This window comes from Rubrivivax gelatinosus, from assembly GCF_016583785.1.
Taxonomy (GTDB): Bacteria; Pseudomonadota; Gammaproteobacteria; order Burkholderiales; family Burkholderiaceae_C; genus Rubrivivax; species Rubrivivax gelatinosus_B.
On sequence record NZ_NRRU01000058.1, the window covers coordinates 1 to 24,526 of the forward strand.

At 72.4% G+C, this 24,526-nt stretch carries 24 protein-coding genes; 7 read left to right on the plus strand and 17 right to left on the minus strand.

All coding sequences use genetic code 11. The features are described 5' to 3' along the window. The coding region (locus CKO43_RS15550; protein WP_200379180.1) for a hypothetical protein at positions 1-316 on the plus strand (316 nt) is incomplete at its 5' end. Between the two features lie 26 nt (positions 317-342). After that, entirely contained in the window at positions 343-477 is a 135-nt protein-coding gene (locus CKO43_RS26135) for a hypothetical protein (protein WP_259373769.1), read from the plus strand. A gap of 62 nt (positions 478-539) precedes the next feature. Here CKO43_RS26135 and CKO43_RS15555 read toward each other — a convergent pair whose 3' ends face one another. Continuing rightward, positions 540-1,154, minus strand: a complete 615-nt coding sequence (locus CKO43_RS15555) for a YitT family protein (protein ID WP_200379181.1) — start codon at positions 1,152-1,154, stop codon at positions 540-542. A 120-nt stretch (positions 1,155-1,274) separates the two neighbouring features. Beyond that, positions 1,275-2,102 (minus strand): glutamate racemase, encoded by an 828-nt coding sequence (gene murI, locus CKO43_RS15560; RefSeq protein WP_200379182.1) that lies wholly within the window; start codon positions 2,100-2,102, stop codon positions 1,275-1,277. Positions 2,103-2,306: 204 nt separating this feature from the next. On the opposite strand from murI, the gene CKO43_RS15565 reads away from it, so the two are divergent. After that, positions 2,307-4,646: a TonB-dependent receptor gene (locus tag CKO43_RS15565; RefSeq protein WP_346728268.1), complete on the plus strand. Its 2,340-nt coding sequence runs from the start codon at positions 2,307-2,309 to the stop codon at positions 4,644-4,646. A 7-nt stretch (positions 4,647-4,653) separates the two neighbouring features. On the opposite strand, the gene CKO43_RS15570 is transcribed toward CKO43_RS15565, so the two are convergent. The 4 genes from CKO43_RS15570 to CKO43_RS15585 all read right to left on the minus strand — a co-directional run bounded on the left by CKO43_RS15570 (position 4,654) and on the right by CKO43_RS15585 (position 6,812). Further along, positions 4,654-5,364 carry a glutathione S-transferase N-terminal domain-containing protein gene (locus CKO43_RS15570; protein WP_200232125.1) on the minus strand — a complete coding sequence of 237 codons (711 nt, stop codon included), beginning with the start codon at positions 5,362-5,364 and terminating at the stop codon, positions 4,654-4,656. Between the two features lie 95 nt (positions 5,365-5,459). Then, positions 5,460-5,735: a hypothetical protein gene (locus CKO43_RS15575; RefSeq protein ID WP_200232126.1), complete on the minus strand. Its 276-nt coding sequence runs from the start codon at positions 5,733-5,735 to the stop codon at positions 5,460-5,462. Then, entirely contained in the window at positions 5,732-6,673 is a 942-nt protein-coding gene (locus tag CKO43_RS15580; RefSeq protein ID WP_431191961.1) for a ZIP family metal transporter, read from the minus strand. The genes CKO43_RS15575 and CKO43_RS15580 overlap by 4 nt, the downstream gene beginning before the upstream one ends. Continuing rightward, on the minus strand, positions 6,666-6,812 hold the full coding sequence (locus tag CKO43_RS15585) for a hypothetical protein (RefSeq protein ID WP_200379184.1): 147 nt from the start codon (positions 6,810-6,812) through the stop codon (positions 6,666-6,668). Before CKO43_RS15585 ends, CKO43_RS15580 begins: the two co-directional genes overlap by 8 nt. A gap of 150 nt (positions 6,813-6,962) precedes the next feature. Between CKO43_RS15585 and CKO43_RS15590 the strand changes: the two genes are divergently transcribed. Together CKO43_RS15590 and CKO43_RS15595 are read left to right on the plus strand one after the other, a co-directional pair. Next, positions 6,963-7,247, plus strand: coding sequence for a hypothetical protein (locus tag CKO43_RS15590; RefSeq protein WP_200232128.1), 285 nt, complete (start codon positions 6,963-6,965; stop codon positions 7,245-7,247). A gap of 203 nt (positions 7,248-7,450) precedes the next feature. Beyond that, a complete protein-coding gene (locus tag CKO43_RS15595; protein WP_200379185.1) occupies positions 7,451-9,460 on the plus strand; it encodes a sensor domain-containing diguanylate cyclase in 2,010 nt (669 codons plus the stop codon). A gap of 27 nt (positions 9,461-9,487) precedes the next feature. Here CKO43_RS15595 and CKO43_RS15600 read toward each other — a convergent pair whose 3' ends face one another. Both CKO43_RS15600 and CKO43_RS15605 read right to left on the minus strand, forming a co-directional pair. After that, entirely contained in the window at positions 9,488-10,282 is a 795-nt protein-coding gene (locus CKO43_RS15600) for a metallophosphoesterase (RefSeq protein ID WP_200379186.1), read from the minus strand. Between the two features lie 97 nt (positions 10,283-10,379). Then, positions 10,380-11,369 carry a diacylglycerol/lipid kinase family protein gene (locus CKO43_RS15605; protein ID WP_242481192.1) on the minus strand — a complete coding sequence of 330 codons (990 nt, stop codon included), beginning with the start codon at positions 11,367-11,369 and terminating at the stop codon, positions 10,380-10,382. 112 nt (positions 11,370-11,481) lie between these two features. On the opposite strand from CKO43_RS15605, the gene CKO43_RS15610 reads away from it, so the two are divergent. Both CKO43_RS15610 and CKO43_RS15615 read left to right on the plus strand, forming a co-directional pair. Further along, positions 11,482-11,751: a hypothetical protein gene (locus CKO43_RS15610; RefSeq protein WP_200231519.1), complete on the plus strand. Its 270-nt coding sequence runs from the start codon at positions 11,482-11,484 to the stop codon at positions 11,749-11,751. A 126-nt stretch (positions 11,752-11,877) separates the two neighbouring features. Continuing rightward, positions 11,878-13,290, plus strand: coding sequence for a PucC family protein (locus CKO43_RS15615; RefSeq protein ID WP_200379188.1), 1,413 nt, complete (start codon positions 11,878-11,880; stop codon positions 13,288-13,290). Positions 13,291-13,768: 478 nt separating this feature from the next. Here CKO43_RS15615 and CKO43_RS15620 read toward each other — a convergent pair whose 3' ends face one another. The 9 genes from CKO43_RS15620 to CKO43_RS15660 form a co-directional block, all read right to left on the minus strand. Continuing rightward, positions 13,769-13,984, minus strand: coding sequence for a light-harvesting protein (locus CKO43_RS15620; protein WP_132645140.1), 216 nt, complete (start codon positions 13,982-13,984; stop codon positions 13,769-13,771). A gap of 21 nt (positions 13,985-14,005) precedes the next feature. Beyond that, positions 14,006-14,161: a light-harvesting antenna LH1, beta subunit gene (pufB, locus tag CKO43_RS15625; protein ID WP_014429072.1), complete on the minus strand. Its 156-nt coding sequence runs from the start codon at positions 14,159-14,161 to the stop codon at positions 14,006-14,008. A 363-nt stretch (positions 14,162-14,524) separates the two neighbouring features. Further along, positions 14,525-16,168, minus strand: coding sequence for a CHAT domain-containing protein (locus tag CKO43_RS15630; RefSeq protein WP_200231521.1), 1,644 nt, complete (start codon positions 16,166-16,168; stop codon positions 14,525-14,527). A gap of 1 nt (position 16,169) precedes the next feature. Continuing rightward, positions 16,170-18,521 (minus strand): PAS domain S-box protein, encoded by a 2,352-nt coding sequence (locus CKO43_RS15635; protein WP_200379189.1) that lies wholly within the window; start codon positions 18,519-18,521, stop codon positions 16,170-16,172. Between the two features lie 15 nt (positions 18,522-18,536). Then, positions 18,537-19,745, minus strand: coding sequence for a toll/interleukin-1 receptor domain-containing protein (locus CKO43_RS15640; RefSeq protein WP_200379190.1), 1,209 nt, complete (start codon positions 19,743-19,745; stop codon positions 18,537-18,539). Between the two features lie 274 nt (positions 19,746-20,019). After that, positions 20,020-21,645, minus strand: coding sequence for an NAD(P)-binding protein (locus CKO43_RS15645; protein ID WP_200379191.1), 1,626 nt, complete (start codon positions 21,643-21,645; stop codon positions 20,020-20,022). A 2-nt stretch (positions 21,646-21,647) separates the two neighbouring features. Next, positions 21,648-22,634 carry a thiamine pyrophosphate-dependent enzyme gene (locus CKO43_RS15650; RefSeq protein WP_200231525.1) on the minus strand — a complete coding sequence of 329 codons (987 nt, stop codon included), beginning with the start codon at positions 22,632-22,634 and terminating at the stop codon, positions 21,648-21,650. A 2-nt stretch (positions 22,635-22,636) separates the two neighbouring features. Beyond that, complete coding sequence (locus tag CKO43_RS15655; RefSeq protein ID WP_200379192.1) at positions 22,637-23,890, minus strand: transketolase C-terminal domain-containing protein; 1,254 nt, start codon at positions 23,888-23,890, stop codon at positions 22,637-22,639. Further along, positions 23,884-24,483 (minus strand): 2-oxoacid:acceptor oxidoreductase family protein, encoded by a 600-nt coding sequence (locus tag CKO43_RS15660; RefSeq protein ID WP_200379193.1) that lies wholly within the window; start codon positions 24,481-24,483, stop codon positions 23,884-23,886. The genes CKO43_RS15655 and CKO43_RS15660 overlap by 7 nt, the downstream gene beginning before the upstream one ends. Between the last annotated feature and the right edge of the window lie 43 nt (positions 24,484-24,526).

Below are 24,526 nucleotides of genomic sequence, written 5' to 3' on the forward strand. Positions count from 1 at the left end.
TCCCACTCCCCACCCCCAGCCCGACTTCGCCGAAGCGCTGCTCGCGTCGACCACCGTGCTGATGGTGGCCTACGCCAGCCTCGGCCGCTGCGCGAGCACGGCGCGGGGGCCGGAGCGCGACGCGGTGCTGGTGCGCATCGTCGACAACCTGGGTTTCGTCGATGTCCACGGCACGGGTTTTGCGCCGCCGGTGCGCGAGTCGGTGCGCCGGGCGCTGCAGCAGTGGCGTGACATTGCCGGCCAGCGGGCACGGGTCGTGCCTCAGGCGGCGGCTGATGAGGCCGGCCCCAGCGGGCTGGCCTCGCGCATGCACTGACCGATCCACCACCCCAGGAGTCGCCGATGAAACAGCCGATTCGCCTGCCGCCCGAGTGGCTGGAGTGGCGACGCCGCGAGCGTCGGCTCGACCTGATCGCCGCGCTGCTGCTCTGCGGCGCCGTCAGCCTCGTCTGCTGGGTGCTTCCGCAGGTCGCCTGAAGCGCAAGCTGCGCCTCTCGACGACGGGTTGAGACCGCGCCCGGGCCGCAGGAACGCCGGCTCTACACCCCGAGATAGCGCCCGGGCCTGTGGTTCAGCGTCAGAAAGGCGCCGATCGCCACCGCGCCCACCACCGACTGCAGCACCCGTTCAGGCGACACCGTCAGCAGCGCCGCCAGCACCACGCAGACGTCGACCGACATCTGCACCTTGCCGGCGCTGAAGCCGTGTTTCTGCTGCAGGAACTGCGCGAGGATGTTGACGCCGCCGACACTGGCCCGGTGGCGCAGCAGCGCCAGCAGGCCGAAGCCGATCAGCAGCCCGCCCAGCACCGAGGCCACCCACGGGTCCAGCAGTTCGAAGCGCACGACATGCGGCGCCGCCGCGGTGAAGGCCGAGACCATGGCCACCGCGATGAAGCTCTTGATCGTGAACTCGGCGCCCAGCTGGCGCCAGGCCAGCCAGTAGAACGGCAGGTTCAGCACGAAGAAGGCGAGCGAGAGGTCGACGCCGAAGGCGTAGCGCAGCAGGTAGGCGACGCCGGCGACACCGCCGGTCAGCAGCCCGACGTGGGCGAACATCGTCATGCCGAGCGAGACGAAGAGCGAACCGGCGATCAGCGCATGCGCGTCGTCGAGCCAGGAGTGGGCAACAGGGGTCAGGGAAGTGGCAGCCATGTGCAGGGGTGAAGCACGTCGGCACCACCCTGGGGCTCGTGGCCGGGGTGGCGCAAGGGGCGGGATTGTCCTGATTTCGCGGATGCAGGAACTGCGCCACCGCATGGCGGCGCGGCGGGCTCAACCGGGCGCTGCGGGCAGCGCCCGCACCTCGGCCCCCGGGCGGCCCATCGCCTCCAGGAAGCTCTGCAGCGCCGCGGTGTCGCCCGAGCTGTAGTAATGGGTCGACGCACCGGCCGCGCCGGCGGGTGCCAGCGCCGGGCCCAGCCGGCGCACCAGCTGGCGCGCGACGGCTTCCGACGGCTCGATGACCTCGACCCCCGGCCCCGCCAGCCGCCGGATCTCGTCCTGCACGAAGGCGTAGTGGGTGCAGCCCAGCACCACCGTGTCGGCGCCGGCGTCCAGCCCCGGGCGCAGGTAGCGCTCGAGCAGCGTGCGCGTCGCCGGGTCGGCGAAACGGCCGGCTTCGATCAGCTCGACCAGGCCGGGGCAGGGCTGCAGCACGATGCGAACGTCGCGCCCGTAGAGCCGGCACAGCCGTTCCACCGCCGGGCTGCGCACCGTGGCCGTGGTCGCCAGCACCAGCACCACGCCGCTGCGCGTGGCGGCAGCGGCGGGTTTGATCGCCGGCTCCATCGCGACGATGGGCAGCGCGTGGCGCGAGCGCAGCGTCTCGGCGGCGACGACGCTGATCGTGTTGCAGGCCAGCACCAGCGCCTTGGCCTGCTGGGCGACGAAGAAGGCGGCGATCTCGGCTGCGCGGCCGAGCAGGAAGGCGCGCGGCCGGTCGCCGTAGGGCGCGTGGCCGCTGTCGGCGACGTAGATGAAACGCTCCGCCGGCAGCCGCGCACGCAGCGCACGCAGCACCGACAGGCCGCCGACGCCGGAGTCGTAGACACCGATGGGCGCGTCGCGGGCGGGCAGCAGGGAGGGATCGGAGACGGGCAAGACGGGGGCGATCTTAGGCCAGGCGCATCGGGGCCATCGCCGGGCTGCCCCCGGTCTTCGCCGCGGCAGGGCCCACTTTCGTGCATTTGACTGCTATCAAGATGGTCCTGCGTGCGATGAGCGCAGTTCGCCGTTATGGTCGCGCCCTCGCGCGCCTGGGCGGCGCGTTCGCCCCTGAAGCCAGAACAAGATCCATCACCGCTCGTGCCGTCTTCGTTATTCCTGTCGTTGAGCGCCAGCGCCCTGCTGGCCACCGTGGCGCCGCTGCGTGCCGAAGCGGCCGCTGAGCCGCCGGCCGAACTCCCCGCTGCCGGCGCCGAGCCCGCCGTCGAGACCCTGACCGTCACCGCGCGTCGCCGCAGCGAGGACGCGCAGGCGGTGCCGGCCGCGATCAGCGTGCTCGGCGCACGCACGCTCGACGAGCAGCGCCTGTATCAGGTGCAAGAGCTGCAGCAGGCGCTGCCCAACGTCACGGCGCAGTTCCTGCACGCGCGCCAGTCCAGCGTCTCGGTGCGCGGCATCGGCAACAACACCGCCAACGAGGGGCTCGAAGGCAGCGTCGGCGTCTACCTCGACAACGTGCTGCTCGGCCGCCCCGGGCAGGCGGTGTTCGACCTGCTGGACCTGGAGCAGGTCGAGCTGCTGCGCGGCCCCCAGGGCACGCTGTTCGGCAAGAACACCACCGCCGGGGTGCTGAACATCACGACGCGTGCGCCCGCGTTCACGCCCGAGGCCACGGTCGAGGCTTCGGCCGGCAACCGCCACTACACCCAGTTGAAGGCGATGTACTCGGGGCCGCTGTCGGCCACGGCCGCGTTCCGGCTCTCGGCATCGGCCACGCACGACGATGGCTGGGTGCGCAACGTGGCGCGCGGCGAGACGCTGAACGAGGTCAACCGCCGCAGCCTGCGCACGCAGCTGCTGCTCAGGCCCGACGCCGCCTTCAGCCTGCGCCTGATCGCCGAGCACCACGAGGAGCGCTCCAGCACCGGCGCGCTCGTGCCCTACGCCTACGCGCCGCTGAACCGCGGGCCTTTCAAGGGTCGCGACAACCCCACCGACTACGGCCGCTGGGCCGCGCTGCTTGGCGCCAGCCCGGTCGTCGCCGACCCCGACCGTTATGAGGTCGCGCTCGACGCCGAACAACGCGCCGACGCGCAGCAGGACGCGCTGTCGGCCCAGGCCGATTGGCGGCTCGGCGAGTTGCGCCTGAGCTCGATCACCGCCTGGCGCAGCTGGCGCTTCGACCCGAAGAACGACCTCGACATGAGCGCGCTGCCGGGCATGACCGGCGGCTCCACGACGCGGCAGCGCCAGTTCTCGCAGGAGCTGCGCCTGGCCGGCCCCGGCGGCACGGCGCTGGACTGGGTCGTCGGCGCCTACTACTGGCACGAGGCCGTCTACAGCCGCAACCACTACGCGACCGGCAGCGCCGGCAGCACGCTGAGCGGAGGCACCTATCCGGCCGGCAACGCGATCAGCGGCCGTGGCGACGCCGCCAGCGACAGCCTGGCGCTGTTCGGCCACGGCACGCTGCACCTCGACTCTGGTCTGGACCTGGGCGCCGGCCTGCGTGCGACGAGCGAGCGCAAGCAGGGCCGGGTGCGCCAGAACGGGCTCGAGCAGCCTTCGCCCTACGGCGCGCTGCCGATGTTCTCGGCCTGGGACTCGGGGGCGCTCGAGCGCCGCGACGACGGCGTCGCCGCGCTGCTGTCGGCCAGCACTCGCTGGAACGCGGCGACGCTGCTGTACGCGACGCTCTCGCACGGCGAGAAGTCCGGCGGCTACAACGTCAACAGCGTGGCCTCGCCGGGTTCGGCCTTCGGTGTCGGCGCGATCACGGTGCGGCCGGAGCAGGCCGACAACCTCGAACTCGGCTTCAAGAGCACGCTGGCGCAGCGCCGGCTGCGGTTCAACGCCAACCTGTTCGTCACCAAGGTCCACGACTACCAGGCGGTGACGACGCGCTACTACGCGCCGATCGACGACTTCCTGGCGGTGCTGGGCAACGTCGGCGACCTGACGAGCCGGGGGCTGGAGTTCGAACTCGCGGCGCAGGCGACGCCGGCGCTGGCCTTCAGCCTGGCGGGCGCCTACACACGCGCCGTCTTCGACGAGGGCGTCGGGCCGGCACGTTTCGAGCGCTTCGACGGCGCCTACGGCCGCGGCGCGCAGAGCCTGGCCGGCAACGAGGTCAACGGCGCGCCGCGCTGGACCGTCGCGCTCGGCACGCAGTGGCGGCGCCACGTCGCCGACGGCGTCGAGTTCCACGGCCACGCCGCCTACGCCTGGCGCTCGGCGGCCTACGGCGACATCAACAACTCGAGCTACTCGCGCATTCCCGCCTACGGCCTGCTGAACCTGGGCGCCGGCCTGCGCCTGGCGGCGGCCGACGGCGGCGGCTGGGACCTGTCGCTGTGGCTGCGCAACGCACTCGACCAGCGCCACTACCTGGGCGTCACCGCGCAGGGCAACAACGCCTACTACGCGTCGGCCGGGGCGCCGCGCAGCGCCGGCCTGAGCCTGCGCTACGACTTCTTCTGACGCCGCGTCAGCGCGTCGCCGGCACCTTCATGCCGCGGGCGACGCCGGGCCGGTTCATGAAGGCTTCGAGCACCCGCTGCACGTTGGCGAAGCCGGTGAAGCCCACCAGGTCGCCGGCGCCGTAGAAGCCGACGAGGTTGTTCACCCAGGGGAAGATCGCGATGTCGGCGATCGTGAACTCGTCGCCCATCATCCATTCGCGCGCCGCCAGGTGCCCGTCCAGCACCGCCAGCAGCCGGCGCGACTCGTCGGCGTAGCGATCGCGCGGGCGCTTGTCTTCCCAGTCCTTGCCGGCGAACTTGTGGAAGAAGCCGAGCTGGCCGAACATCGGCCCGACGCCGCCCATCTGGAACATCAGCCACTGCACGGCCTGCCACTTGGCCGCCGGGTCGCGCGGCAGGAAACGGCCGCTCTTTTCGGCCAGGTACAGCAGGATCGCGCCCGACTCGAACAGCGCCAGCGGCCGCCCGCCGGGGCCGTCCGGGTCCAGGATCGCCGGAATCTTGTTGTTCGGGTTCAGCGACAGGAACTCGGCAGAGAGCTGGTCGCGGTTGTCGAACGAGATCCGGTGCGCCTCGTAGGGCAGGCCGATCTCCTCCAGCAGGATCGACACCTTGACGCCGTTGGGCGTGGGCAGCGAATACAGCTGCAGCCGCTCGGGGTGCTGCGCCGGCCATTTCGTCGTGATCGCAAAGTCGCCGATCGTCGTCTTCGTCATCTGATGCTCCGGTGGGCCAGGCGACGATTCTGGCGCGCTGCGCCGGCGCCTGCCGCGCCCGCGCGGGCCGGCCTTGGCGCGGCTCGGCCGGCCGCTCAGATCGGCGTCAACACGACGCGGGTGCGCGCGACGACGAAGCGGCCGTCGTCGAGCCGGCCGACCGGCCGGCCGTCGTCGACCGCGTAGTTGCCGATGCCGGTGCGCTGCCAGCGGCTCTGGCCGTCGATGCCGGTGGTTGCGACCCACTGCTCGCGCCGCACGACCCGGTAGACGCGGCGGTCGTCGCCGCGGCAGAGGAAGGCGTGGTCCTCGCGGAAGCTGCTGCCGCCGCCACGCGGCCAGGCAGGGCGGGGCGGGCGTTCGGGCGTCATGCCAGCGTGGTGTCCAGCAGCATCATCAGCGCGAAGCCCAGCACCAGGCCGGCCGTCGCCAGCCGCGGGTGGCCGCCGCGGTGCGACTCGGGCACGACCTCGTGGCTGATGACGAACAGCATCGCGCCGGCGGCAAACGCCAGCCCCCAGGGCAGCACCGCGGCCATCTGCGCGACGACGACCGCGCCGCAGACGGCGGCCATCGGCTCCACCACCCCGGACAGCGCGCCCAGCAGCACCGCGAAGCCGGGCCGGTAGCCGGCGCCGCGCAGCGCCATCGCGATCACCATGCCCTCGGGCACGTCCTGGATCGCGATGCCGGCGGTCAGCGCCTGGCCTTGTTCGATGCCGCCGCCGAAAGCAACGCCGATGGCCAGCCCCTCGGGCACGTTGTGCAGCGCGACCGCGGTGACGAAGAGCCAGACGCGTTTGAGCTGGCGCGTGTCCAGGCCGCCGCCGGCCGCGGGCGCGGCGAAGTCGAAGTAGTCGTGCGGCAGCCAGCGCTCCAGCGCCATCAGCGCCGCGGCGCCGACGATCAGCGCCGCGGCGACCTGAAGCCCGGCCGCGCCGGTGCCGGCACCGGCGGCACGCGCGGCCGCCAGCGCCGGCACGATGAGCGAGAACGAACACGCCGCCAGCATCACGCCGGCGCCGAAACCCAGCATCGCGTCGCGCGTGCGCGCCTCGGCGCCGTGGCGCAGCAGCGCCGGCAGCGCGCCGAGCGCGGTGGCCAGCGCCGCGAACAGGCCGCCGAAGAGCGCGTGCTCGACCGCCGCACGGCCCGAGATCACCTCGCGCCACAGCGCCTCCAGCGCGAGCAAGGCCCCGGCCGCGACGATGACCAGGCCGATGCTGCGCCGCAGCGCGCGCACCGGCCCGGCCGCCGTGCGCAGCCGCGGCCCTCCCGGGCCGGCCGCGGGGCTGTCGCCGTCAGACACCGCGGTCGCGTGCCTCGTCCGGTTGCGCCGTCGCGAACCCGCCCGGGCGGCGTGGCTGCGCCAGCGCCGAGCTGTCGCAGGCTGCGCGGCCACCGGCGCCGAGCACGGCGTACGGCAGGCCTTGGGTGTGGGCAAACATCGGCTCGTCCTTCGGGGAATCGGTGAACGTTCTCTCGGTCTGGCAAGGGGAGTGCCTTGCATGCGGTGGCCAGGCCGGTATCGACGCCGGGCACGCGGCGTGCCGGCCGCAGCCATGGCCCTCCGTCGAGGGCCGAGCCGAGGACAGACGATGACCGCCCGACCCAAGCCCGCCGCCGACGACAAGGCCGCCGAACCGGCTCAGACCTACCAGCAGGCGCTCGACGAGGCGCTGGACCAGACCTTCCCGGCGAGCGACCCGATCTCGCCCAGTGCCGCGATGCACGCCGAGAAACAGGTCGCCAGCCGCGGCGAGACCAAGGACTGGAAGCTGCAGCCCGGCTCCGAACGGCCGGTGCCCGATGCCGCCGAGCCCGCCCCCGCGGCGGCGCCCGACACCAAGCCCGCGGCCAAGCGCAGCCGGCGCCAGGGCTGAACGGCACGCACGCGGCGCATCCGGCGCCGCGCTCTGCGTCCAAATGACACGCCCGGCGCGTCTGCGTTGCGTGCGACCGGCCACGGAGACGAGACAATTCCGGCTTCGCGCGGCGCCCCGATGTTCAGGGCGCCGTGTGCATCACGAGGCAGCGGGTGGTCGAGTCGGGGAGTTCAGCGGACGAGGTCGAAGAATCGGAAGCCATGGCTGGGCGCGGCAGCCGCTGGCTCGCCCGCTGGCTGCCGACGCTGAAGTCTCGCCTGGCCGTGGGCACGACGCTGGTCCTCTTTGCCACCGTCGGGCTGACGGCCGGGCAGATGAGCGAGGTCGCGCAGACGCACATGCTGCGCGCCGTCGAGACGCACGAGCAGACCGAGGTGCAGCGCACGGCCGACACGCTCGGCCGCCGGGTGCGCGCGATGCAGCGCTCGCTGGCAGTGGCCTCGGCGCTGCTCACGCCCGAGGTGCTGGCCGATCCGGACCGCCTGCGTGCGTTTTTCGCGACGCAGACGGTGCTGCGCGCCGGTTACGCGGTGGTGTCCGTCAGCGACGACCAGGGACGGGTCCTGATGGCGGCCACGCGCGATAGCTTCTTCGAGCCGAGGCTGCGCCTGGGCGAGTCTGCTGTCTTCCAGCGTGCGATGCGAACGCGGCGGGTGACGATCTCGCATCCGGTCATGGGCGTGTCTTCGCGCGAACCGGTGGTCGCTTTCATGCAGCCGCTGGTTGATGCCGAGGACCGCGCTTACGGCGTGCTGCTCGGCTCGCTGCCGCTGGCCAATGGCGAACTCGCCCAGGAAGTGATCGATCCGACCGACGCCGCGAGCGAAGGCGACGAACTCACCGTCGTCGCCGACGCCTCCGGCCGCATCGTCTCCCATCCCGACCGGCGGCTGCTGCTGGAGCCGATCTCGAAAGAGCCGCGCCTCGCCGACGCCCATGCGCGCTGGCTGCAGGCCGGGCGGCCGCTGTCGGCGCATCCGGGGGCCTGGTCCACCGGCGAGGACCTGGTCGCGATGGCCGGCGAGCCCGAGACGGGCTGGCAGCTCTGGCGCGTCGTGCCGCGAGGTTCGCTGCTGGTGCCGCTGCGCGCCGCGCGCAACGAGGCGCTGCTGCTGGGCGCCGTGTTCTCGCTCGCGATGGCGGTCCTGATGGTGTTGTTCCTGGCCTACCAGCTGCGGCCGCTGGAGCGCCTGCAGCGCCGCGCCGGCCGCCTGCTGGCCGGTGACCAGCGCGCCGCCTGGCCGCGTGCCGGCGGCGAGATCGGCCGCCTGGCCGACTCCCTGCGCCAGGTGGTCGCCGAACGTGCCCTCGCCGAGCAGGCGCGTACCGAAGTGCTGCGGCGCCTGGCCTCGGTGCTGGCGGCGTCGCCGATCGGCCTGGCGTTCCAGCGCGACGGCCGTTTCGAGCTCGTCAGCGCCGAGGTCTGCCGCCTGCTGGGTTACGACGAGGCGCAGCTCGTCGGCGGCAGCACCGGGATCATCTTCGCGTCGGCGCAGGACCACGCCGCGCTGCAGGCGGAAGTTGCCGCGGCCTTTGCCCACGGCGAGGTCTACGAAGGCGAGTGGCGCCTCGTCGGCATCGGCGGCCAGCCGTTCTGGAGCCGTTTGCGGGCGCGGCCGGTGGACGCCGCCGATCCGGCGGCCGGCGCGATCTGGTGCCTCTACGACATCAGCAGCCAGGTCGACGCCCGCGAGCGCCTGGAACACGCCGTGCGCCACGACCCGCTGACCGGCCTGCTCAACCGCGACGGTTTCGCGCAGGCGGTGCACCGTGTGCTGGCCGAAAACGCCGATCCACGCGCCGTCCCGCGCCCGGCAACGCTGGTGATGCTGGACCTGGACCGCTTCAAGCCGGTCAACGACAGCGCGGGCCACGCCGCCGGCGACGCGATGCTGGAGCTGGTGGCCGACGCCATCCTCGAGAGCGTGCGCAGCAGCGACGCTGCCGCGCGCATCGGCGGCGACGAGTTCGCGCTGCTGCTGGCCCATTGCGACGCCCGCCAGGGGCTGACGGTCGCGCACAAGGTCGGCCAGGCCATTGCCGCGCTGCGCCTGGACTGGGATGGCCGCACGCTGCAGGTCGGTGCCAGCCTGGGCGTGGCCGAACTCGACGCTGCGACGATGACGGCCGAAAGCTGGCTCGCCGCCGCCGACGCGGCCTGCTACGAAGCCAAGCGCAGGGGCGGCGGCGCCATCGCGGCTGGCGCCTGACGAAGCGGCGGGCGCGCCCCGGGGCGCTCAGCCGCGTGCCGGCTGCGCCTCGGTGACGCCGCGACGCACGAACCGGCCCTCGTCGCCGTGGTCCCAGCGCTCGATCAGGCAGCTGCCGGGCGCCACCTCGCGCCCCCAGCGCAGCACGTTGACCGAGTTCGGGATGCCGTCGCGCACCCGGTGCGACACGGCGGTGCCGGCCTGCACCACCCACAGCGGCCGCGCCAGCTGCAGCAGCGGCACGACGTAGGGCAGGTGGATGTGGCCGCCGAGCACGAGGTCGCAGCCGGCTTCGGCCCAGCGCCGCAGCGCCTGGGCGTGGCCGCGCAGCAGGTTGGGCAGGTCCTCGTCGCGCGACACCGCCACCGGCTGGTGCACGACGACGATGCGCAGCTGCCCGCGCCGCGCCGCGGCCAGCCGTGCCGCGACGCGTTCGATCTGCAGCGCCGAGACCTCGCCGTTCTTGTGCCGCCGCGGCCGGGTCGTGTTGACGCACTGCAGCAGGCAGTCGGCGCTGTCGTGCACCGGCTCCAGTTCGGTGCCGAACGACTCCATGTGCGCCGCATAGGGCCGCAGCCAGCGCGACGCGAGGTCGAAGAGCGCGATGTCGTGGTTGCCGGGAATCGCGACGAAGGGGCTGCCCAGGCGGTCGACGAAGAGGCGTGCGGCGCGGAACTGCGCCCGCCGCGCGCGCTGCGTGATGTCGCCCGACAGCACCACGAGGTCGGGGCGCAGCGCGTGCGCGAAGGCGACCAGCGCCTCGACCACCGGCGCGCGCTCGGTGCCGAAATGGGTGTCCGAGACGTGCAGCAGCACGCTCACGGCCACATCCTGCGGCTGATGCGGCTCACTGGAGCACCCTTCGGCCTGACGGCCGGTCCCGCCAAGCGGGAATGAGCCCCGGACAAGTCCTGAGGGCTCATGCGGCGGCCGGCGACAGCAGCAGTACCAGCGGGCGCGGCGCCACCTCGAACACCACCGGCGCGCGCACGCGCACGACCTCGCCGTCGTAGGCGAGCTTGATGCGGGTGCCAGCCGGCAGCCAGGGGCGCACGACCATGCGCTCGAAGGCGAAGGACTCGACGGTGTCGGCTTCGCCCAGGCGCCCGATGGCGCCGCGCAGCAGCAGCCCGAGCAGGCGCCAGCTGCCCAGCGGCTTCAGCATCACCGCACCGATTCGGCCGTGTTCGATGGCACGCGCCTGCGGCAGGCCCACCTGCTCGAACTGCAGCCGGTTGTTGCCGACGAAGAGCGTCTGCGTGCGCACGAGCTGGGTCTTGCCGCCCAGCTCCACCGCCAGCCGCAGGCGCCGGTGTTCGCCCGCCAGCGTCGCCAGCGCGGCACCGAAGGCGACCAGCCGGCTGCGGCCGAAACGCGACTTCCAGGCTTCGCGGTCCTCGAGCAGGTCGGGGTACAGGCCCAGGCTGGCGTTGACCAGGAAGACGTGGCCGTTGACCCGCCCCACCTGCACCGCGCGTGGGCTGGCGGCCAGCAGCGCCGCCAGCGCGGCATCGGGGTCGGTCGGGATGCCGTGGGTGCGCGCGAAGTAATTGAAGGTGCCCTGCGGCACGACGCCGAGCACGCAGCCGGCGTCCCAGGCGGCGTTGGCGACGGCGTTGATCGTGCCGTCGCCGCCGACGGCGACGATCGCGCCGCCGTCAGCGGCCGCCGCCGATGCCGCGCGTGCCGCGACCTCGGCCAGCGTGCCCTTGGGCGCGAAATCGACCTGGCCGGCGCGGCCGGCGGCCGCGAGCGCGTCGGCGATGCGTTTTTCGGTTTCGTCGCGGTCGTGGCGCCCGGAGGCCGCATTGACGACGAAGCGCAGGGGCGCCGCCGTCTCGAAACGGGCGGGTGCTGCACGGGCATCGGCGGCGGCGGGGGCAGCGGGCGGGGACAGGGTGGTCGGCAAGGCGCAATCGAGCTTCAGCGGGCGACGGCCGCTTCGGCGCGCAGCAAGGCAAGGGCTGTTCCCGCGCACCGGAACGGCGTTTGCCCCGGGCCGCCGTGCCTGCCGCCTGCCCATGCCCGAGCTGATCGACCTGCTGCAATGGCCGGCGATGCTGCTGACGGTCGTGGCCGCCTGGTTCGTCGGCTCGACACGGGCACGGCGGCGGCGCGCGGGCTTCTGGCTGTTTTCGGCCGGCAATCTGCTGTGGGTCGCCTGGGGTGTGCACGCCGGCGCCTGGGCGCTGGTGCTGCTGCAGTTCTGCCTCGGGGCGCTGAACCTGCGCGGTCTGCGAAAGTCCGCCGCCGCCGACGCGGCGGCGGTGCGCGCCGAGACGAAACGCTGATCGGCATCATCCGCAGCGGGGTGTTCACCGCGCGACTTTGACAAAAAGCAGGTCGCTTGCGCTGCGCTCGGGTTAGGTTCCGGCGATTGTCCATGCCGGCAACAGACCGGCGGAGCGCTTCATTCGATGAGCACGATTGGCCGGAAGTTCATGCAGGTCTGGACGGGCTTCGGCACCCGGTACCTGCCATTTGCCGACGCGGCGACGCCCGAGCTGCCGCTGTCGCGGCTGTTGCGGCTGTCGCTGTTCCAGATCTCGGTCGGCATGGCGGTAACGCTGCTGGTCGGCACCCTCAACCGCGTGATGATCGTCGAGCTGGGTGTGCCGGCGACCATCGTCGCGGTGATGGTGGCGCTGCCGCTGCTGTTCGCGCCCTTTCGGGCGCTGATCGGCCACAAGTCCGACAACCACTACTCGGCGCTGGGCTGGCGGCGTGTGCCCTACATCTGGAAAGGCACGCTGCTGCAGTTCGGCGGCTTCGCGATGATGCCGTTCGCGCTGCTGGTGCTGTCCGGTGGCGGCAACTCGGGGTCGCTGCCGCCGTGGGTGGGGCAGGCCGGCGCGGCCATCGCCTTCCTGCTCGTCGGCGCCGGCATGCACACGGTGCAGACGGTGGGCCTGGCGCTGGCCACCGACCTGGCCGTGCCCGAGGCGCGGCCCAAGGTCGTCGGCCTGATGTACGTGATGCTGCTGGTCGGCACCATCGTCAGCGCCTTCATCTTCGGCTGGGTGCTGGCCGACTTCACGCCGGCCAAGCTGATCCAGGTGATCCAGGGCGCGGCGCTGACGACGATGCTGCTCAACGTCGTCGCGCTGTGGAAGCAGGAGTCGCGCAACCCGCGGCGCGGCGCGACGCCGGTCGAGTCCGATCCCGGCTTCATGGATTCTTGGCGCCACTTCGTCGACAACGGCGACCAGGTCGTGCGCCGGCTGCTCACCATCGGCCTGGGCACCGCGGCGTTCACGATGGAAGACGTGCTGCTCGAGCCCTATGGCGGCCAGATCCTCGGCCTGACCGTCGGCGACACGACCAAGCTGACGGCGACGCTGGCGCTGGGCGGGCTGTTCGGCTTCGGCCTGGCGTCCAAGGTGCTGAGCCGCGGCATGGACCCGTTCCGCATGGCCTGCATCGGCGCGCTCGTCGGCATCCCGGCCTTTTTCTTCGTCATCATCGCGGCGCCGATGAACTCGCCCTTCGTCTTCGCCACCGGCGTGGCGCTGATCGGTTTCGGCGGCGGGCTGTTCGGCCACGGCACGCTGACGGCGACGATGAACCTCGCGCCTTCGAATCAGGCCGGCCTGGCGCTGGGCGCCTGGGGCGCCGTGCAGGCCACCGCCGCCGGGCTGGCGATGGCCGCGGGCGGCATCCTGCGCGACGTCGTGCAGGCGCTGGTGACCAGCCATCCCTGGACGCACTGGATCTCGATCCCGGCCACCGGCTACGTCTTCGTCTACATCATCGAGCTGGCGCTGCTGCTGGGCACGGTGGCGGCGATGCTGCCGCTGATCGGCCGCAGCCCGAGGCGCGTGCCGGCCTGAGCGGCGCGTCCGCTCGCGACCGACGGGCCCCGCCGCGTGCGGGGCCTTCTTATTTCCACTGACGGTTGTTGCGGCCGGGCGGCAGCAGCGGGTGGGCGCTTGCGGTGCGGCTTCGCCGCTGCGCCGCGCCAGGCATGTGGGTGCCGCCCGTCCGGGGCACAAGGGCGCCGAGGCGGCAGGCCGTCGTGCCGGGGCGCGTGGCGCCTTAGCGCCGTGGCGGGCTGGCGCCCGCCCATCGACCACTATCCGATGCCCGCGGCTTTCGGCGGCGGAAACAGAAGCGCCGGCACGAGGCCGGCGCTACCGAGGGCATGGGTGGGGAGAACGTTCGTCCGTGCAGTCACCCGCGCGAACGTGTCCGGGTCCGGTGGTGGCGCTTTTTCACAGAAGCCAGAGGCACTGCGCCACTCCTGAAACTACATGGGGCCGGGGTCCGCGAACCCCAGCCCCATGCCGGACATACGCTGACAGACGCTCTTTACTGCGCCGGAGCTTGCGGAGCCGCGACCGGGGCCGGGGCGACGGCGGCAGCAGCCGCAGCAGCCTTCTTGCCACCGTTCCAGTAGGCGCCGAACCAGTCGGTCTTGGCCAGCAGGCCACCGTGCAGGATCAGGGCCGTAACGGCGACGGCGCCCAGGTAAACGGGAACACCAACGGTCGGCTTAACGACGCGCCAGACTTTGCCTTGGTTCATTTTTTTGTTCCTGCTAGTGACTTAGTGGAGCCACGGCGTATAGGCATACGCCAGGATGTGAGCCAGGACGGCGATGACACCGAAAATACGGGTGCCATCAACCAGACCCTTTTGGAGTTCTTCGGCTTCCGCCGTGGTCAGGCCGGACGGCCAAACCTTGTTTGCATCATCTGCCATTGCGTTTCTCCTTCAGAGACGTGGACCAGTTTCCGTGCTCGACCCGCACGTGGGTTGGCTTCTGTAGCCCTCGGATTTCTCCCTACCGACATGTGTAACGCTACGCTGACAGGGGGGGTGCGTCAACATGCCGTGACACCCCGGCAACGTGAAATCTCCCCGGGAACTGATCTATGACAAATTGGCGGACAAGTCGGCCGCTCGCGGCTCATCTGTGAGCACTTGCTGTGTTCCTAGGGAGGCCGGGCGCTTGACGTCCATCCTGCGCCCGCCGCGAGGCTGAGCACGTTGGCGTGCCCGCACCCCTGGAACAGGGGGGTTCTGCGCGTGGGTGTCACACCACGGCGTGCCGTCGCCGCGGCCTCATTCCATCTGCATCACCAGCACGGGCGAGATCCAGGAGTGGTCGCGCAGAGAATCGTCGACGCTGACGGCCGGCGCCCCGGCGTCGGCGATGGCCAGCCGCGCCTCGGCTTCCTGCACCGCCTGCTCGTAAGCCTGGCGCCGTGCCCGCATGAAGGCGTATTCGAGGTATCGGTAGGACGGCGTGCCGGGTTCGAACAGCGCGCGGTAGAACAGGCGCGCGAAATTGCCGGCGCGCTCGTCCGAAACCTTCCACTGGTAGCCCAGCAGTGCCGGCACCTGCTGCTCGAGCGCACGCAGTACCGCCGGGTCCTTGGCACCGTGGCAGGAACTGAGGAAGAAAAACTGGGTGCGTGCCAGCGCCGTCGCCAGCCGGTGTACCGGCATCTCGCCGCCGCGGTCGGCCCGCAGCACCAGGCTGGCACCGTGCGGGCGGGCGTTGAAGCCGTGGCCGCAGAAGTGCACCAGATGCCAGCCCTGGGGCGGCGCCTCCGCGGTCAGGGCCTTGAGCAGGCGCTCGCCGGGCGGCGTCGGATCGGCGTCGCCGAAGTCCAGGCGCCGCACCACGCCGCGTGCGTGGCGGCGCAGCAGCGTCTCGAGCTCCTGTGCCTCGCCTGCAGCGTGTGGCAGCGCGGCCAGCGACAGCACGCGGTCCTCGCTCAGCGGCAGATTGCCCGCGGCGGCGTCGGCCTGGATGACGAGCGCGTTGATCGCGCCGTTGCGGCTGTCGGGGTCGCGGAACAGCGGCTCGTTGCCGCGCGGCATCGCGTGGCGGTACATCGGCGCGTTCAGGATCCAGCAGTCGGCCAGCCGGCCCTCGGGCGCCGGGTCCTTCAGCGCCTCGAGCATCAGCTCGTGGATCGTGTCGTCGACGGTCACGCGGATGCGCGTGTGCGCCATGCCGCCGGCCTCGTCGCGCTGCTGGCTGAACTTGCGCCAGCACTCGGTGTTGCCCGGCGCGCCGTTGAACAGCAGGTCGGCGAGCTTGTTCGACAGCTGCGCGAAGCTGCGCGGGCGGAACTGGTCCTGCGACACGTCCTCGTCCAGGCATTTCGAGTCGTACAGGATCTCCTTGAAGCGGCCGCTTTCCAGCGCCAGCGTGCCGCCGGTGCGGAAGCTGCGCAGCCGCGCGCCGCCGGTGCGCAGCATCTCCCAGCTGCCGCTGCCGCTTTCGCGCAGGTGGATGTGCAGGCGCACGCAGGCCGCGCTGAGCCGCGGCTGGGTGCCGAGCAGGCCGCGCACGGCATCGTCGAGCGTCGGCCCCAGGCGCGCGTCGGCGGCCAGCAGCGCGGTGTTGCGGTGGGCCTCGAGAAAGCCGGCGAGCCGCTCGTCGGGGGTGCTCGAGATGACGACGATGGGCAGCGGCTCCCAGAAGCGCTTCAGGCTGCGGATGAACTGCATCGTCGGCTCGCGCCCGGACAGGCCGATGCTGGAGGCGGCGTCGGCCGGGGTGCTGGAGCCGATGACGACCAGGCTGCAGTTCTCCAGGCCCTGCTCGGCGAGCGCGGTGTCGGCGCGTTCGATGTTGCGCATGCCGACGCAGCGCGCCGGCAGCTGCAGCGAGGCGAGCGCGGCGCGCACGCCGTCCTCCAGCACCTCGCGCATGTCCTCGTCGTGATGCACGATCAACTGCCACAGTGCCATCTCAGGCTCCCAACGCGCTGCACAGCTGCAGCCTCAGGCTCAGGCCCTCGCGCTGCTGCAGCAGCAGGCGGCCACGCATGCGGCGCATCAGCGAGCGCACCACTGTTTCGGCGAGCGCGAACTCGCGCTCCTCGTCGCTGCGCGGCGCCAGCCGGGTCGGGCTCGGGTGCCCCTCGGCGTCGACCAGGTCCAGGCACAGCTGGGGCTCGCGTCCGCCGGCGTCGACGCGCACCAGGATCAGGTCGCGCTGGGCACGCATGCGCAGCAGGAAGGCGAGCAGGCTGGAGGCGCAGAACGCGAGTTCGGGCGGTGCCGCCCACACCGGTGGCGTGCCGCCGTCGACTGCCACACGCACCAGCGCCTGGTGCGACTGCGGCAGGTCCTCGCCCAGGTGCATCGCGAGCTGCTCCAGGCTCAGCACCCGCAGCGGCAGCTCGCCGTCCTCGGGCGTGGCGGCCAGTCGCAGCACGCGTTCCAGCGACAGGTCGGCGCGCACCAGCTGGCGCAAGGCCTTGTCGACGGCGTCGGCGGCGTGCGCGGGGTCGCTGCCGTGGCCGCGCAGGAAGGTGCTGGCCAGCGACAGCGGCACGCGGATCTCGTTGGCGAGCTGGGCGTAGACGTGGCGCAGCGCGTCCATGCGCTGGGCTTCGCGCCGAAAGCGCAGGTCGCTGGCGACGTAGACCTTGCCGCCGATCTGCGCCGGCAGCGACGCCCCCGACAGCAGCACCGGCAGGTGCCGGCCGTCCGGCGTCAGCAGCTCGACCTCGCTGGACAGCAGCCGCGGCATCGCCACCAGGCGCTCGGCGTAGCCGGGCGGATCGGGTTCGTTGCCGGGCGCGCTGATCAGCGCTGCCAGCCTCTGCCCCTGCAACTGCTCGCGGTCCATGCCCAGCAGCGCCTCGCAGGCCGGGTTGACAGCCTGGATCTCGCCGCGCGCCGAGGTCTGGATCACGGCGTCGGCGACGGCCTCCAGCATCGCGGTGTTGAACTCCAGCGCCCAGGTGCGGTCGAGGATCAGCCCGGCGATGCCGAGCATGCGTTCGATCGAACGCTGCTCCTCGGCCGCGAACGCGTTGTTCTGCGTCGACTCGAGGTTGACGATCCAGCGCACCGGCTGCCCCGGCACCGGCAGGCCCATCTCGGAGACCGTGCCGGCGACGCCGCGCATGTAGAGCGTGCTGCTGCGCACGTCGGCCACACGCAGCGCCCGGCCCGAACGTGCGACCTCGCCCAGCACGCCGCTGGCGATCGGCTGGCGATAGCCCTCGGGCAGCGCCGCATCCGGCAGCGTCGACTGCTGCACCAGCACGAGCTGGCCTTCGTCGTGGTCGACCCGGAACAGCGACACGTGGTCCCAGCCCCGGCTGCAGCGCAGGCCGTCGACGAGCACGCAGGCAACCTCGGTCAGGCTGGCGGCGGCCTGGGCCATGCGGCCGATCAGCTCCAGCTCGAACTCGAGCGCACGCTGGTGGTCCAGGGCCAGCGCCATGCCCACGGCCTCGCCGATCGGCAGGTGGGCCGCGTGTTCGACGTCGCGCGGCCCGAACGGGCGCTCGTCGTGGCGCAGCAGCGTGACGATGGCGGCGAGTGCGTCGCCGCGCATCACCGGCCGGCGCAGCATCTGGCGCCAGCCCTGGGCCAGGAACTCGCGCGTCGCGGCGTCGTCGGCGGCGATCCCGGCATAGGGTTCGCGGGCGAACAGCTCGGCGATGCCGTCGACGCGTGTCGCCGTCAGCGTGTCCAGGTCGGCGCGCACCATCTCGGGCATCGGCCACCAGCCCCAGGACGTCACCGGCCGCCAGCCGGGCTGCGAGTACAGCAGCCGCACCGCGGCGCGGTCGGCGCTGATCAGGCTGACCATCAGCGCGTCGAACTGCATCACCTCGCCCAGCCGGTCGGCCAGCGCCGCGAGCAGCCGGTCGCAGTCGCCGGCGGCGCCGATCGCCTCGTGGATGCCGAGGTTGGCGCGTTCCATCGTCTGGTCGTCGATGAAGCCGACCGAACCCGCGAGCCGGCCCTCGGCGTCGTAGTCGGGAACGGCGCTGACCTTCAGGAAGACGCGCACGCCGGCGCCGAGATCGGGGCGCATCAGCGTCAGCGGGTATTCGCTGCCACGCTGGGTTTCGTGCCGGCGCCCGAGTTCGGCCCGCAGCCGCTGGACGCTGGTGGTGTCGAACGGCAGGTCCAGCAGCCTGGCGCCGAGCACGGCACCAGGGCCGGCCAGCGCGGCGGCACTGCGGTTCAGGTAGCGCATGCGGCCGTCCAGGCCGAGGCGGATCACGCCCTGCGGCAGGTCGTCCAGCGCGCTGCTGCGCAGGCGCAGCGCCAGCGTTTCGTCGGGTCCGGCATGCATGGCGGTGGCGTCCGTTCAGGCGGCTGTGGTGCTGCGGCGCAGCCGTTCGGCCGCGCGCAGGTCCATGTAGGGGTCACCCAGGTGCAGATGGGCGAGGGCGCGTGGCGGCGCGACGCCGTTGTCCAGCGGGTGGATCTGCATGTGCGCCTCGCCCGGGTGCTGCAGCGCACGTTCGTACTCCCAGCGCACCCAGCCCGACTGCGCCGCGGCCTCGGACCAGAACAGCAGGAAGAGGTCGGCGCCGTCGAGCTCGCGTTCCAGCTGCGCGCGCCAGTTGCGGCCCGGGTGCAGGTCGTGGCAGTCGAGGAAGACCTCGATGCCGGCGGCCAGCCGGATGGCGGCCACGCGGTCCAGCACGCGCAGCCGGTCGGCCGAGGCGTAGGAGGCGAAGGCGCGGCGCACGATCGGCTCGTCCATCACCTGCGCCGGGGGCGCGGCGGGCGACGGCGGCGCGGCCGTGAGCCCGATCTCGAGCCGCACGCGGGCGACGACGATGCCGTCGATGCCGACATCCAGGCGCAGCACGGCGCTGTCACCGGCGTCGGCAGTGGCGCGCAGCGCCCAGCTCAGCTTGACCGGCGTGCCCAGCCAGAGGAAGGACTGGCGCGCGCTCTCGCCGTCCGCGAGTTCGATGCCGATGCCGCCGGCCTCGACGTCCAGCCGCGTGCCGCGCAGCAGCGGCGCGGCGGCGCCGATGTCCAGCGTCGCGTTCGGGCGCGTCAGCAGCGCCTGCGCACGTTCGCGCTCGGCGGCCGGGTAGGCGACGAAGTCGGCGACGAAGCTTCTGCCCGCCTGCACCGAAGCCGGCGCGCAGGCGCCGAAACGGGCGTCGTCGGGCCGCGCCTGCAGCGATGCGTCGGGCGGCAGCGGGGCGCCGGTTGCGGCCACGGACGCGAGCGCGGCGGCTTCGGCGCCGCCGCGCGTGGTGCCGGCGAGCGTGGCGACGGCGCGGCCCAGTTCGGGCCGCAGCGCGGCGATCTCGGCCCGAAGCTCGGCAGGCAAGCTCGTGCCCAGCTCCTGCCAGGCCGAGTCGAACTCGGCTTCGGCCCGCAGCGCCGGATGCGGCCGCGGCGCGGCGTCGGGAGCGAGCGCGAGCATGGCCTGCAGGTAGTCCAGCGCGTCGGCCAGCCGCATCAGGCCCAGGCGGCGCCCGACCTCCAGGCCGCAGCCGCGTTCGAACGTACGCAGCGCGGCCAGGATGCGCGCCAGATCGGCCAGGGCCATGAATCCTCCGTGCGGTGGATGCGGGTCTGCATTGCACCGCCGCGCGGCTTGATCCGGAATGCGCGAGCGTAGGGAACAGTCGTAACACGCGGTGTGGCCGGCAAGGCCGTGCGCGAGCCGGCGCGGGCGCTCGACCCGGGCATGCCTCGATGCGGCTGCCCTGGATCAGGCAGCGACCAAGGCCGCTCGCGCCGCTTTCATCCGCTTGCAAATGCGGTGATCCGACACCGATCGTGTCGGCACGCCTCAGCGCGCCGCGGCAGCCGTCGGCGCCTCAGGTCTGCTCGGCCACCATGTCGATCGCGCCGCAGGGGCACTCGACGACGCACAGGCCGCAGCCTTTGCAGTAGTCGTAGTCGACTGCGTAGCGGCCCGGTGCGGGCTTCTTCACCGCGTTGTCGGGGCAGACGCCGTAGCAGTTGTCGCACTGCAGGCAGTTGCCGCAGCTCAGGCAGCGCCGCGCCTCGAACAGTGCGTTCTGTTCGGTCAGTCCGTGCTGCACCTCGTCGAAGCCGTCGGTGCGCCGCGCCAGCTCCAGCTGCTCGCGCTCGGTCTTGGGCGCGTCGCTGTAGTACCAGGGGTTCAGGCGCTCGAACAGCGCCGGGCCGTGTTTGGGCGGCGCCTCGAGCGTCGTGCCCCGCAGCCAGGCGTCGATGTGGCGCGCGGCCTTCTTGCCGTGGCCGACGGCGACCGTGACGTTGCGCTCGGCCGGCACCATGTCGCCGCCGGCGAACAGGCCGGGGTGCCCGGTCATCATCGTCGCCGGGTCGACCTGGACGACGCCGTCCTGCAGTTCCAGCCCGGGCACACCGTCCAGCAGCGCCAGGTCGACGTCCTGGCCCAGCGCCAGCACCAGCGAGTCGGCTGCCAGCGTCTCGTATTCGCCGGTCGGCTGCGGCTTGCCGTGTTCGTCCAGGCGCATCTTCTCGATCGTCAGCGTGCCGGCTTCGGCGTGGGCGACGGTGGACAGCCACTTGACCTGCACGCCTTCCTGCAGCGCCTCCTCGACCTCGAGGTCGTGCGCCGGCATGCGTTCACGCGTGCGGCGGTAGACGATCACGGCCTCGGTCGCGCCCAGGCGCTTGGCGGTGCGGGCGACGTCGAGCGCGGTGTTGCCGCCGCCGTAGACGGCGACGCGCCGGCCCAGGAAGGGCGGCGCGCCGTCTTCCATCGAGTGCAGCACCGCGACCGCGTCGAGGATGCGCGCCGAGTCGCCGGCCGGGATGTAGCTGCGCTTGGCGATGTGCGCGCCGACGGCGAGGAAGGCGGCGTCGTAGCCGCCGGCCTGCATCGCGTCGGCGATGCGGTCGATGCGCGTGCCGAGCTTCAGTTCGACGCCGAGCGCGACGATGCGTGCGACCTCGGCGTCCAGCACCTCGCGCGGCAGGCGGTACTTGGGGATGCCGTAACGCATCATGCCGCCGGCCGCCGCGCCGGCTTCGGCGATCGTCACCGCGTGCCCCAGCCGGCGCAGGTGGTAGGCGGCCGACAGCCCGGAAGGCCCGGAGCCGACGACGAGCACACGCTTGCCGCTCTCGGCCGCCGGCGGCTCGAAGGCCCAGCCGCGGCGGATGGCCTCGTCGCCGAGGAAACGCTCGACCGAGTTGATGCCCACCGCCTCGTCGAGCTGGCCGCGGTTGCACGCGCCTTCGCAGGCGTGATAGCAGACGCGGCCCATCACCGCGGGCAGCGGGTTGTCGCGCACCAGGTGGCGCCAGGCGGCTTCGTAGTCGCCGCCTTCGGCGCGGAACAGCCAGCCCTGGATGTCCTCGCCCGCCGGGCAGGTGGCGTTGCAGGGCGGCAGCCGGTCGGTGTAGACCGGGCGCTCGCTGCGCCAGCTGCCGGTCTTGTTGGCCAGCGAGGAGCCCGGGTCCAGCGTGATCGCGAAGGGCTTGTCCATGCTCAGTCCTCCAGCCCGAAGCGGCGCACGTTGCGGTCGGCGCTGGCCTGGATCGCGGCCAGCATCTCGGGGTGCCCGGGCTCGCCGAACAGGTGCGCGAAACGTTTCTGCAGCCGCAGGTACTCGGCCGCGGGCACGCGGTGGCGGATCTTCGAGACCGCCGTCACCTCGCCGTGTTCGGCCTCGAACACCGGGAAGATGCCGCTTTCCTTGGCCAGCCGCGCCAGGCGCACGGTGTCGTGGCTGCTCGCGCCCCAGCCCAGCGGGCAGGGCACGAGCACGTGCAGGTAGCGTGCGCCGTGCAGCGCCATCGCTCGTTCGACCTTGGCCTCGAGGTCGTGCAGGTCGGCCACCGTCGCCGTCGCCACGTAGGGGATGCCGTGCGCCATCGCGATCAGCGGCAGGTTCTTGCCCTGGCCGAAGGGCGCGCCGGGCTCGGGGCCGACGGCCATCGTGGTCGCGGTGCGTGCGCCCGGCGGCGTCGCCGAGCTGCGCTGCACGCCGGTGTTCATATAGCCCTGGTTGTCGTAGCAGACGTAGAGCACGTCGTCGTTGCGGTCGAACAGGCCCGACAGGCAGCCGAAGCCGATGTCGGTGGTGCCGCCGTCGCCGCCCTGGGCGATGACGCGCACGCCGCTGCGGCCCTTGACCTTCAGCGCCGCGGCGATGCCGGTGCCTACCGCCGCGGCGTTGCCGAACAGCGAGTGGATCCACGGCAGCTGCCACGAGGTCTCGGGGTAGGGCGTCGAGAACACCTCCAGGCAGCCGGTGGCGTTGGCCGCGATCAGCTGGCCGGCGGCGGCGCGCATCGCGGCGTCGACGACGTAGCGTGCGCCCAGCGCCTCGCCGCAGCCCTGGCAGGCGCGGTGGCCCGAGTTCAGCGCATTGCTGCGCTGGCGCGAGGCCTGCACCGTGCGTTCCTCGCGTGGCAGCAGCCGGTTGCCGACGGTGAAGGTGCCGGTCTGGTAGAACTTGACGGGGGCGTTCATCGTCAGCTCACTTTCGAGGCGACGGCACCGACGTCGCGCAGCAGGTTCTCGGCGACCGGCCCGCTGCGGCGCACCGCCGCTTCGCGTGCCAGCTGGCGCTCGACGATGCGCCAGTCCAGGTCCATGAAGCTGAGCGGCGCCAGCGTGCCGGCCACCGCCTCGCGCAGCGTGCGCAGCAGCGAGGCCTGCGTGATCGCGCGCCCGCCGAGCCCGGCGACGACGGTGTGGCCGTGCAGCTGCAGCCCCGACAGCGCCAGCCGCACGTCGGTCGAGACGACGCCGCCCAGTCCGACCGAGAAACTCTTCTCGAGCACGACGACGCGCGCCGCACCTTCGAGCGCGGCGCGCACCGCCGCCAGCGGGAAGGGCCGGAACGAGGTGATGCCGAGCACGCCGATCGCGACACCCTCGTCGCGCAGCACGTCGACCGCGTCCTTCAGCGTGCCCAGCACCGAGCCGAGCGCGACGACGACGGTCTTGGCGCCGTCCAGCCGGTAGCCGCGCACCAGGCCGCCCGAGTCGCGGCCGAAACGCGCCTGGAACTCGGCCGCGATCTGCGGGATGCGCTCCAGCGCCATCGTCTGCTTGGCGTGGGCGATGTAGCGCACTTCCATGAAGGCCTCGGGGCCGACCATCGCACCGATCGACACCGGCTCGGCCGGGTCCAGCAGCTGGCGCGGCTCGTAGGGCGGCAGGAAGGCGTCGACCTCGGCCTGCGTCGGCAGGTCCACGCGCTCGTAGGCGTGGGTCAGGATGAAGCCGTCCATGCAGACCATCACCGGCATCGACAGCTCCTCGCCGAGCTTGAAGGCCTGCAGGTGCAGGTCGGCTGCCTCCTGGTTGTGTTCGGCGAAGAGCTGGATCCAGCCGCAGTCGCGCTGGCTCATCGAGTCGCTGTGGTCGTTCCAGATGTTGATCGGCGCACCGATCGCGCGGTTGGCCACCGTCATCACGATCGGCAGCCCCAGGCCCGAGGCGTTGTAGACCGCCTCGGCCATGAACAGCAGCCCCTGGCTGGCGGTGGCGGTGTAGCTGCGCGCGCCGGCGGCCGAGGCGCCGATGGCCACGCTCATCGCCGCGAACTCGCTCTCGACGTTGACGAACTCGCAAGGGCTGAGGCTGCCGTCCTTCACCAGCTCGCCCAGGCCTTCGACGATGTGCGTCTGCGGCGAGATCGGGTAGGCGCAGATGACTTCGGGGCGGCACAGCGCCACGGCTTCGGCGACGGCGCGCGAGCCTTCGATCTGCTTCAGCACGGTGCGGCTCCTTCGGTTGCGGGCCGCGCGGCGGCCTGCTGCTCGACCCAGGCATGGGCGTCGGCGGCGGCGAGGATGTTGGCGTCGGCGACGCGGCCCGAGAACTTGTGGCGTATCGCCTGCGCCACCGCTTCCAGCGAGACGACGCCGGTGAGCGCCGCCAGGCCGCCCAGCAGCGCCGCGTTCGGCAGCGGCCGGCCCAGCCGCGCCAGCGCGATCTCGCTCGCCGGCACGGTGGCGGCGTGGCCGGGCGGCAGGCGTGCGGCGAGCTCGGCCAGGCCCAGGCCGGCGAGATCGTGCTGCGAGTTGATCAGCACCCAGCCGTCGGCTTTGAGGCCCTGGAAGACGTCGACCTGGTGCAGCAGCGTCGGGTCCTGCACGATCAGCAGGTCGGGTGCCATCACCGGCTCGCGCGAGCGGATCTCGCGCTCGGCGATGCGGCAGAACGCCACCACTGGCGCGCCGGTGCGCTCGGAGCCGAAACTGGGAAAGGCCTGGGCGTGGCGGCCCTGCTCGAAGGCCGCGATCGACAGCATCTCGGCCGCCGTCACCGTGCCCTGGCCGCCGCGCCCGTGAAGCCGGATCTGCAGCATGTCGCTCGCTCCTGCGCCGAGTGGTCGGCGCCTGATTCTTAGC

What these genes read in the sequence shown, in the direction of transcription:
- CKO43_RS15660 (WP_200379193.1), bottom strand. Translation starts at nt 24,483, where the DNA reads ATGCTGCAGATCCGGCTTCACGGGCGCGGCGGCCAGGGCACGGTGACG.
- CKO43_RS15615 (WP_200379188.1), top strand. Translation starts at nt 11,878, where the DNA reads ATGAGCACGATTGGCCGGAAGTTCATGCAGGTCTGGACGGGCTTCGGC.
- CKO43_RS15645 (WP_200379191.1), bottom strand. Translation starts at nt 21,645, where the DNA reads ATGGACAAGCCCTTCGCGATCACGCTGGACCCGGGCTCCTCGCTGGCC.
- CKO43_RS15650 (WP_200231525.1), bottom strand. Translation starts at nt 22,634, where the DNA reads ATGAACGCCCCCGTCAAGTTCTACCAGACCGGCACCTTCACCGTCGGC.
- CKO43_RS15620 (WP_132645140.1), bottom strand. Translation starts at nt 13,984, where the DNA reads ATGAACCAAGGCAAAGTCTGGCGCGTCGTTAAGCCGACCGTTGGTGTT.
- pufB (WP_014429072.1), bottom strand. Translation starts at nt 14,161, where the DNA reads ATGGCAGATGATGCAAACAAGGTTTGGCCGTCCGGCCTGACCACGGCG.
- CKO43_RS15555 (WP_200379181.1), bottom strand. Translation starts at nt 1,154, where the DNA reads ATGGCTGCCACTTCCCTGACCCCTGTTGCCCACTCCTGGCTCGACGAC.
- CKO43_RS15635 (WP_200379189.1), bottom strand. Translation starts at nt 18,521, where the DNA reads ATGCATGCCGGACCCGACGAAACGCTGGCGCTGCGCCTGCGCAGCAGC.
- CKO43_RS15575 (WP_200232126.1), bottom strand. Translation starts at nt 5,735, where the DNA reads ATGACGCCCGAACGCCCGCCCCGCCCTGCCTGGCCGCGTGGCGGCGGC.
- CKO43_RS15610 (WP_200231519.1), top strand. Translation starts at nt 11,482, where the DNA reads ATGCCCGAGCTGATCGACCTGCTGCAATGGCCGGCGATGCTGCTGACG.
- CKO43_RS15640 (WP_200379190.1), bottom strand. Translation starts at nt 19,745, where the DNA reads ATGGCCCTGGCCGATCTGGCGCGCATCCTGGCCGCGCTGCGTACGTTC.
- CKO43_RS15630 (WP_200231521.1), bottom strand. Translation starts at nt 16,168, where the DNA reads ATGGCACTGTGGCAGTTGATCGTGCATCACGACGAGGACATGCGCGAG.
- CKO43_RS15585 (WP_200379184.1), bottom strand. Translation starts at nt 6,812, where the DNA reads ATGTTTGCCCACACCCAAGGCCTGCCGTACGCCGTGCTCGGCGCCGGT.
- CKO43_RS15570 (WP_200232125.1), bottom strand. Translation starts at nt 5,364, where the DNA reads ATGACGAAGACGACGATCGGCGACTTTGCGATCACGACGAAATGGCCG.
- CKO43_RS15590 (WP_200232128.1), top strand. Translation starts at nt 6,963, where the DNA reads ATGACCGCCCGACCCAAGCCCGCCGCCGACGACAAGGCCGCCGAACCG.
- CKO43_RS26135 (WP_259373769.1), top strand. Translation starts at nt 343, where the DNA reads ATGAAACAGCCGATTCGCCTGCCGCCCGAGTGGCTGGAGTGGCGACGC.
- CKO43_RS15595 (WP_200379185.1), top strand. Translation starts at nt 7,451, where the DNA reads ATGGCTGGGCGCGGCAGCCGCTGGCTCGCCCGCTGGCTGCCGACGCTG.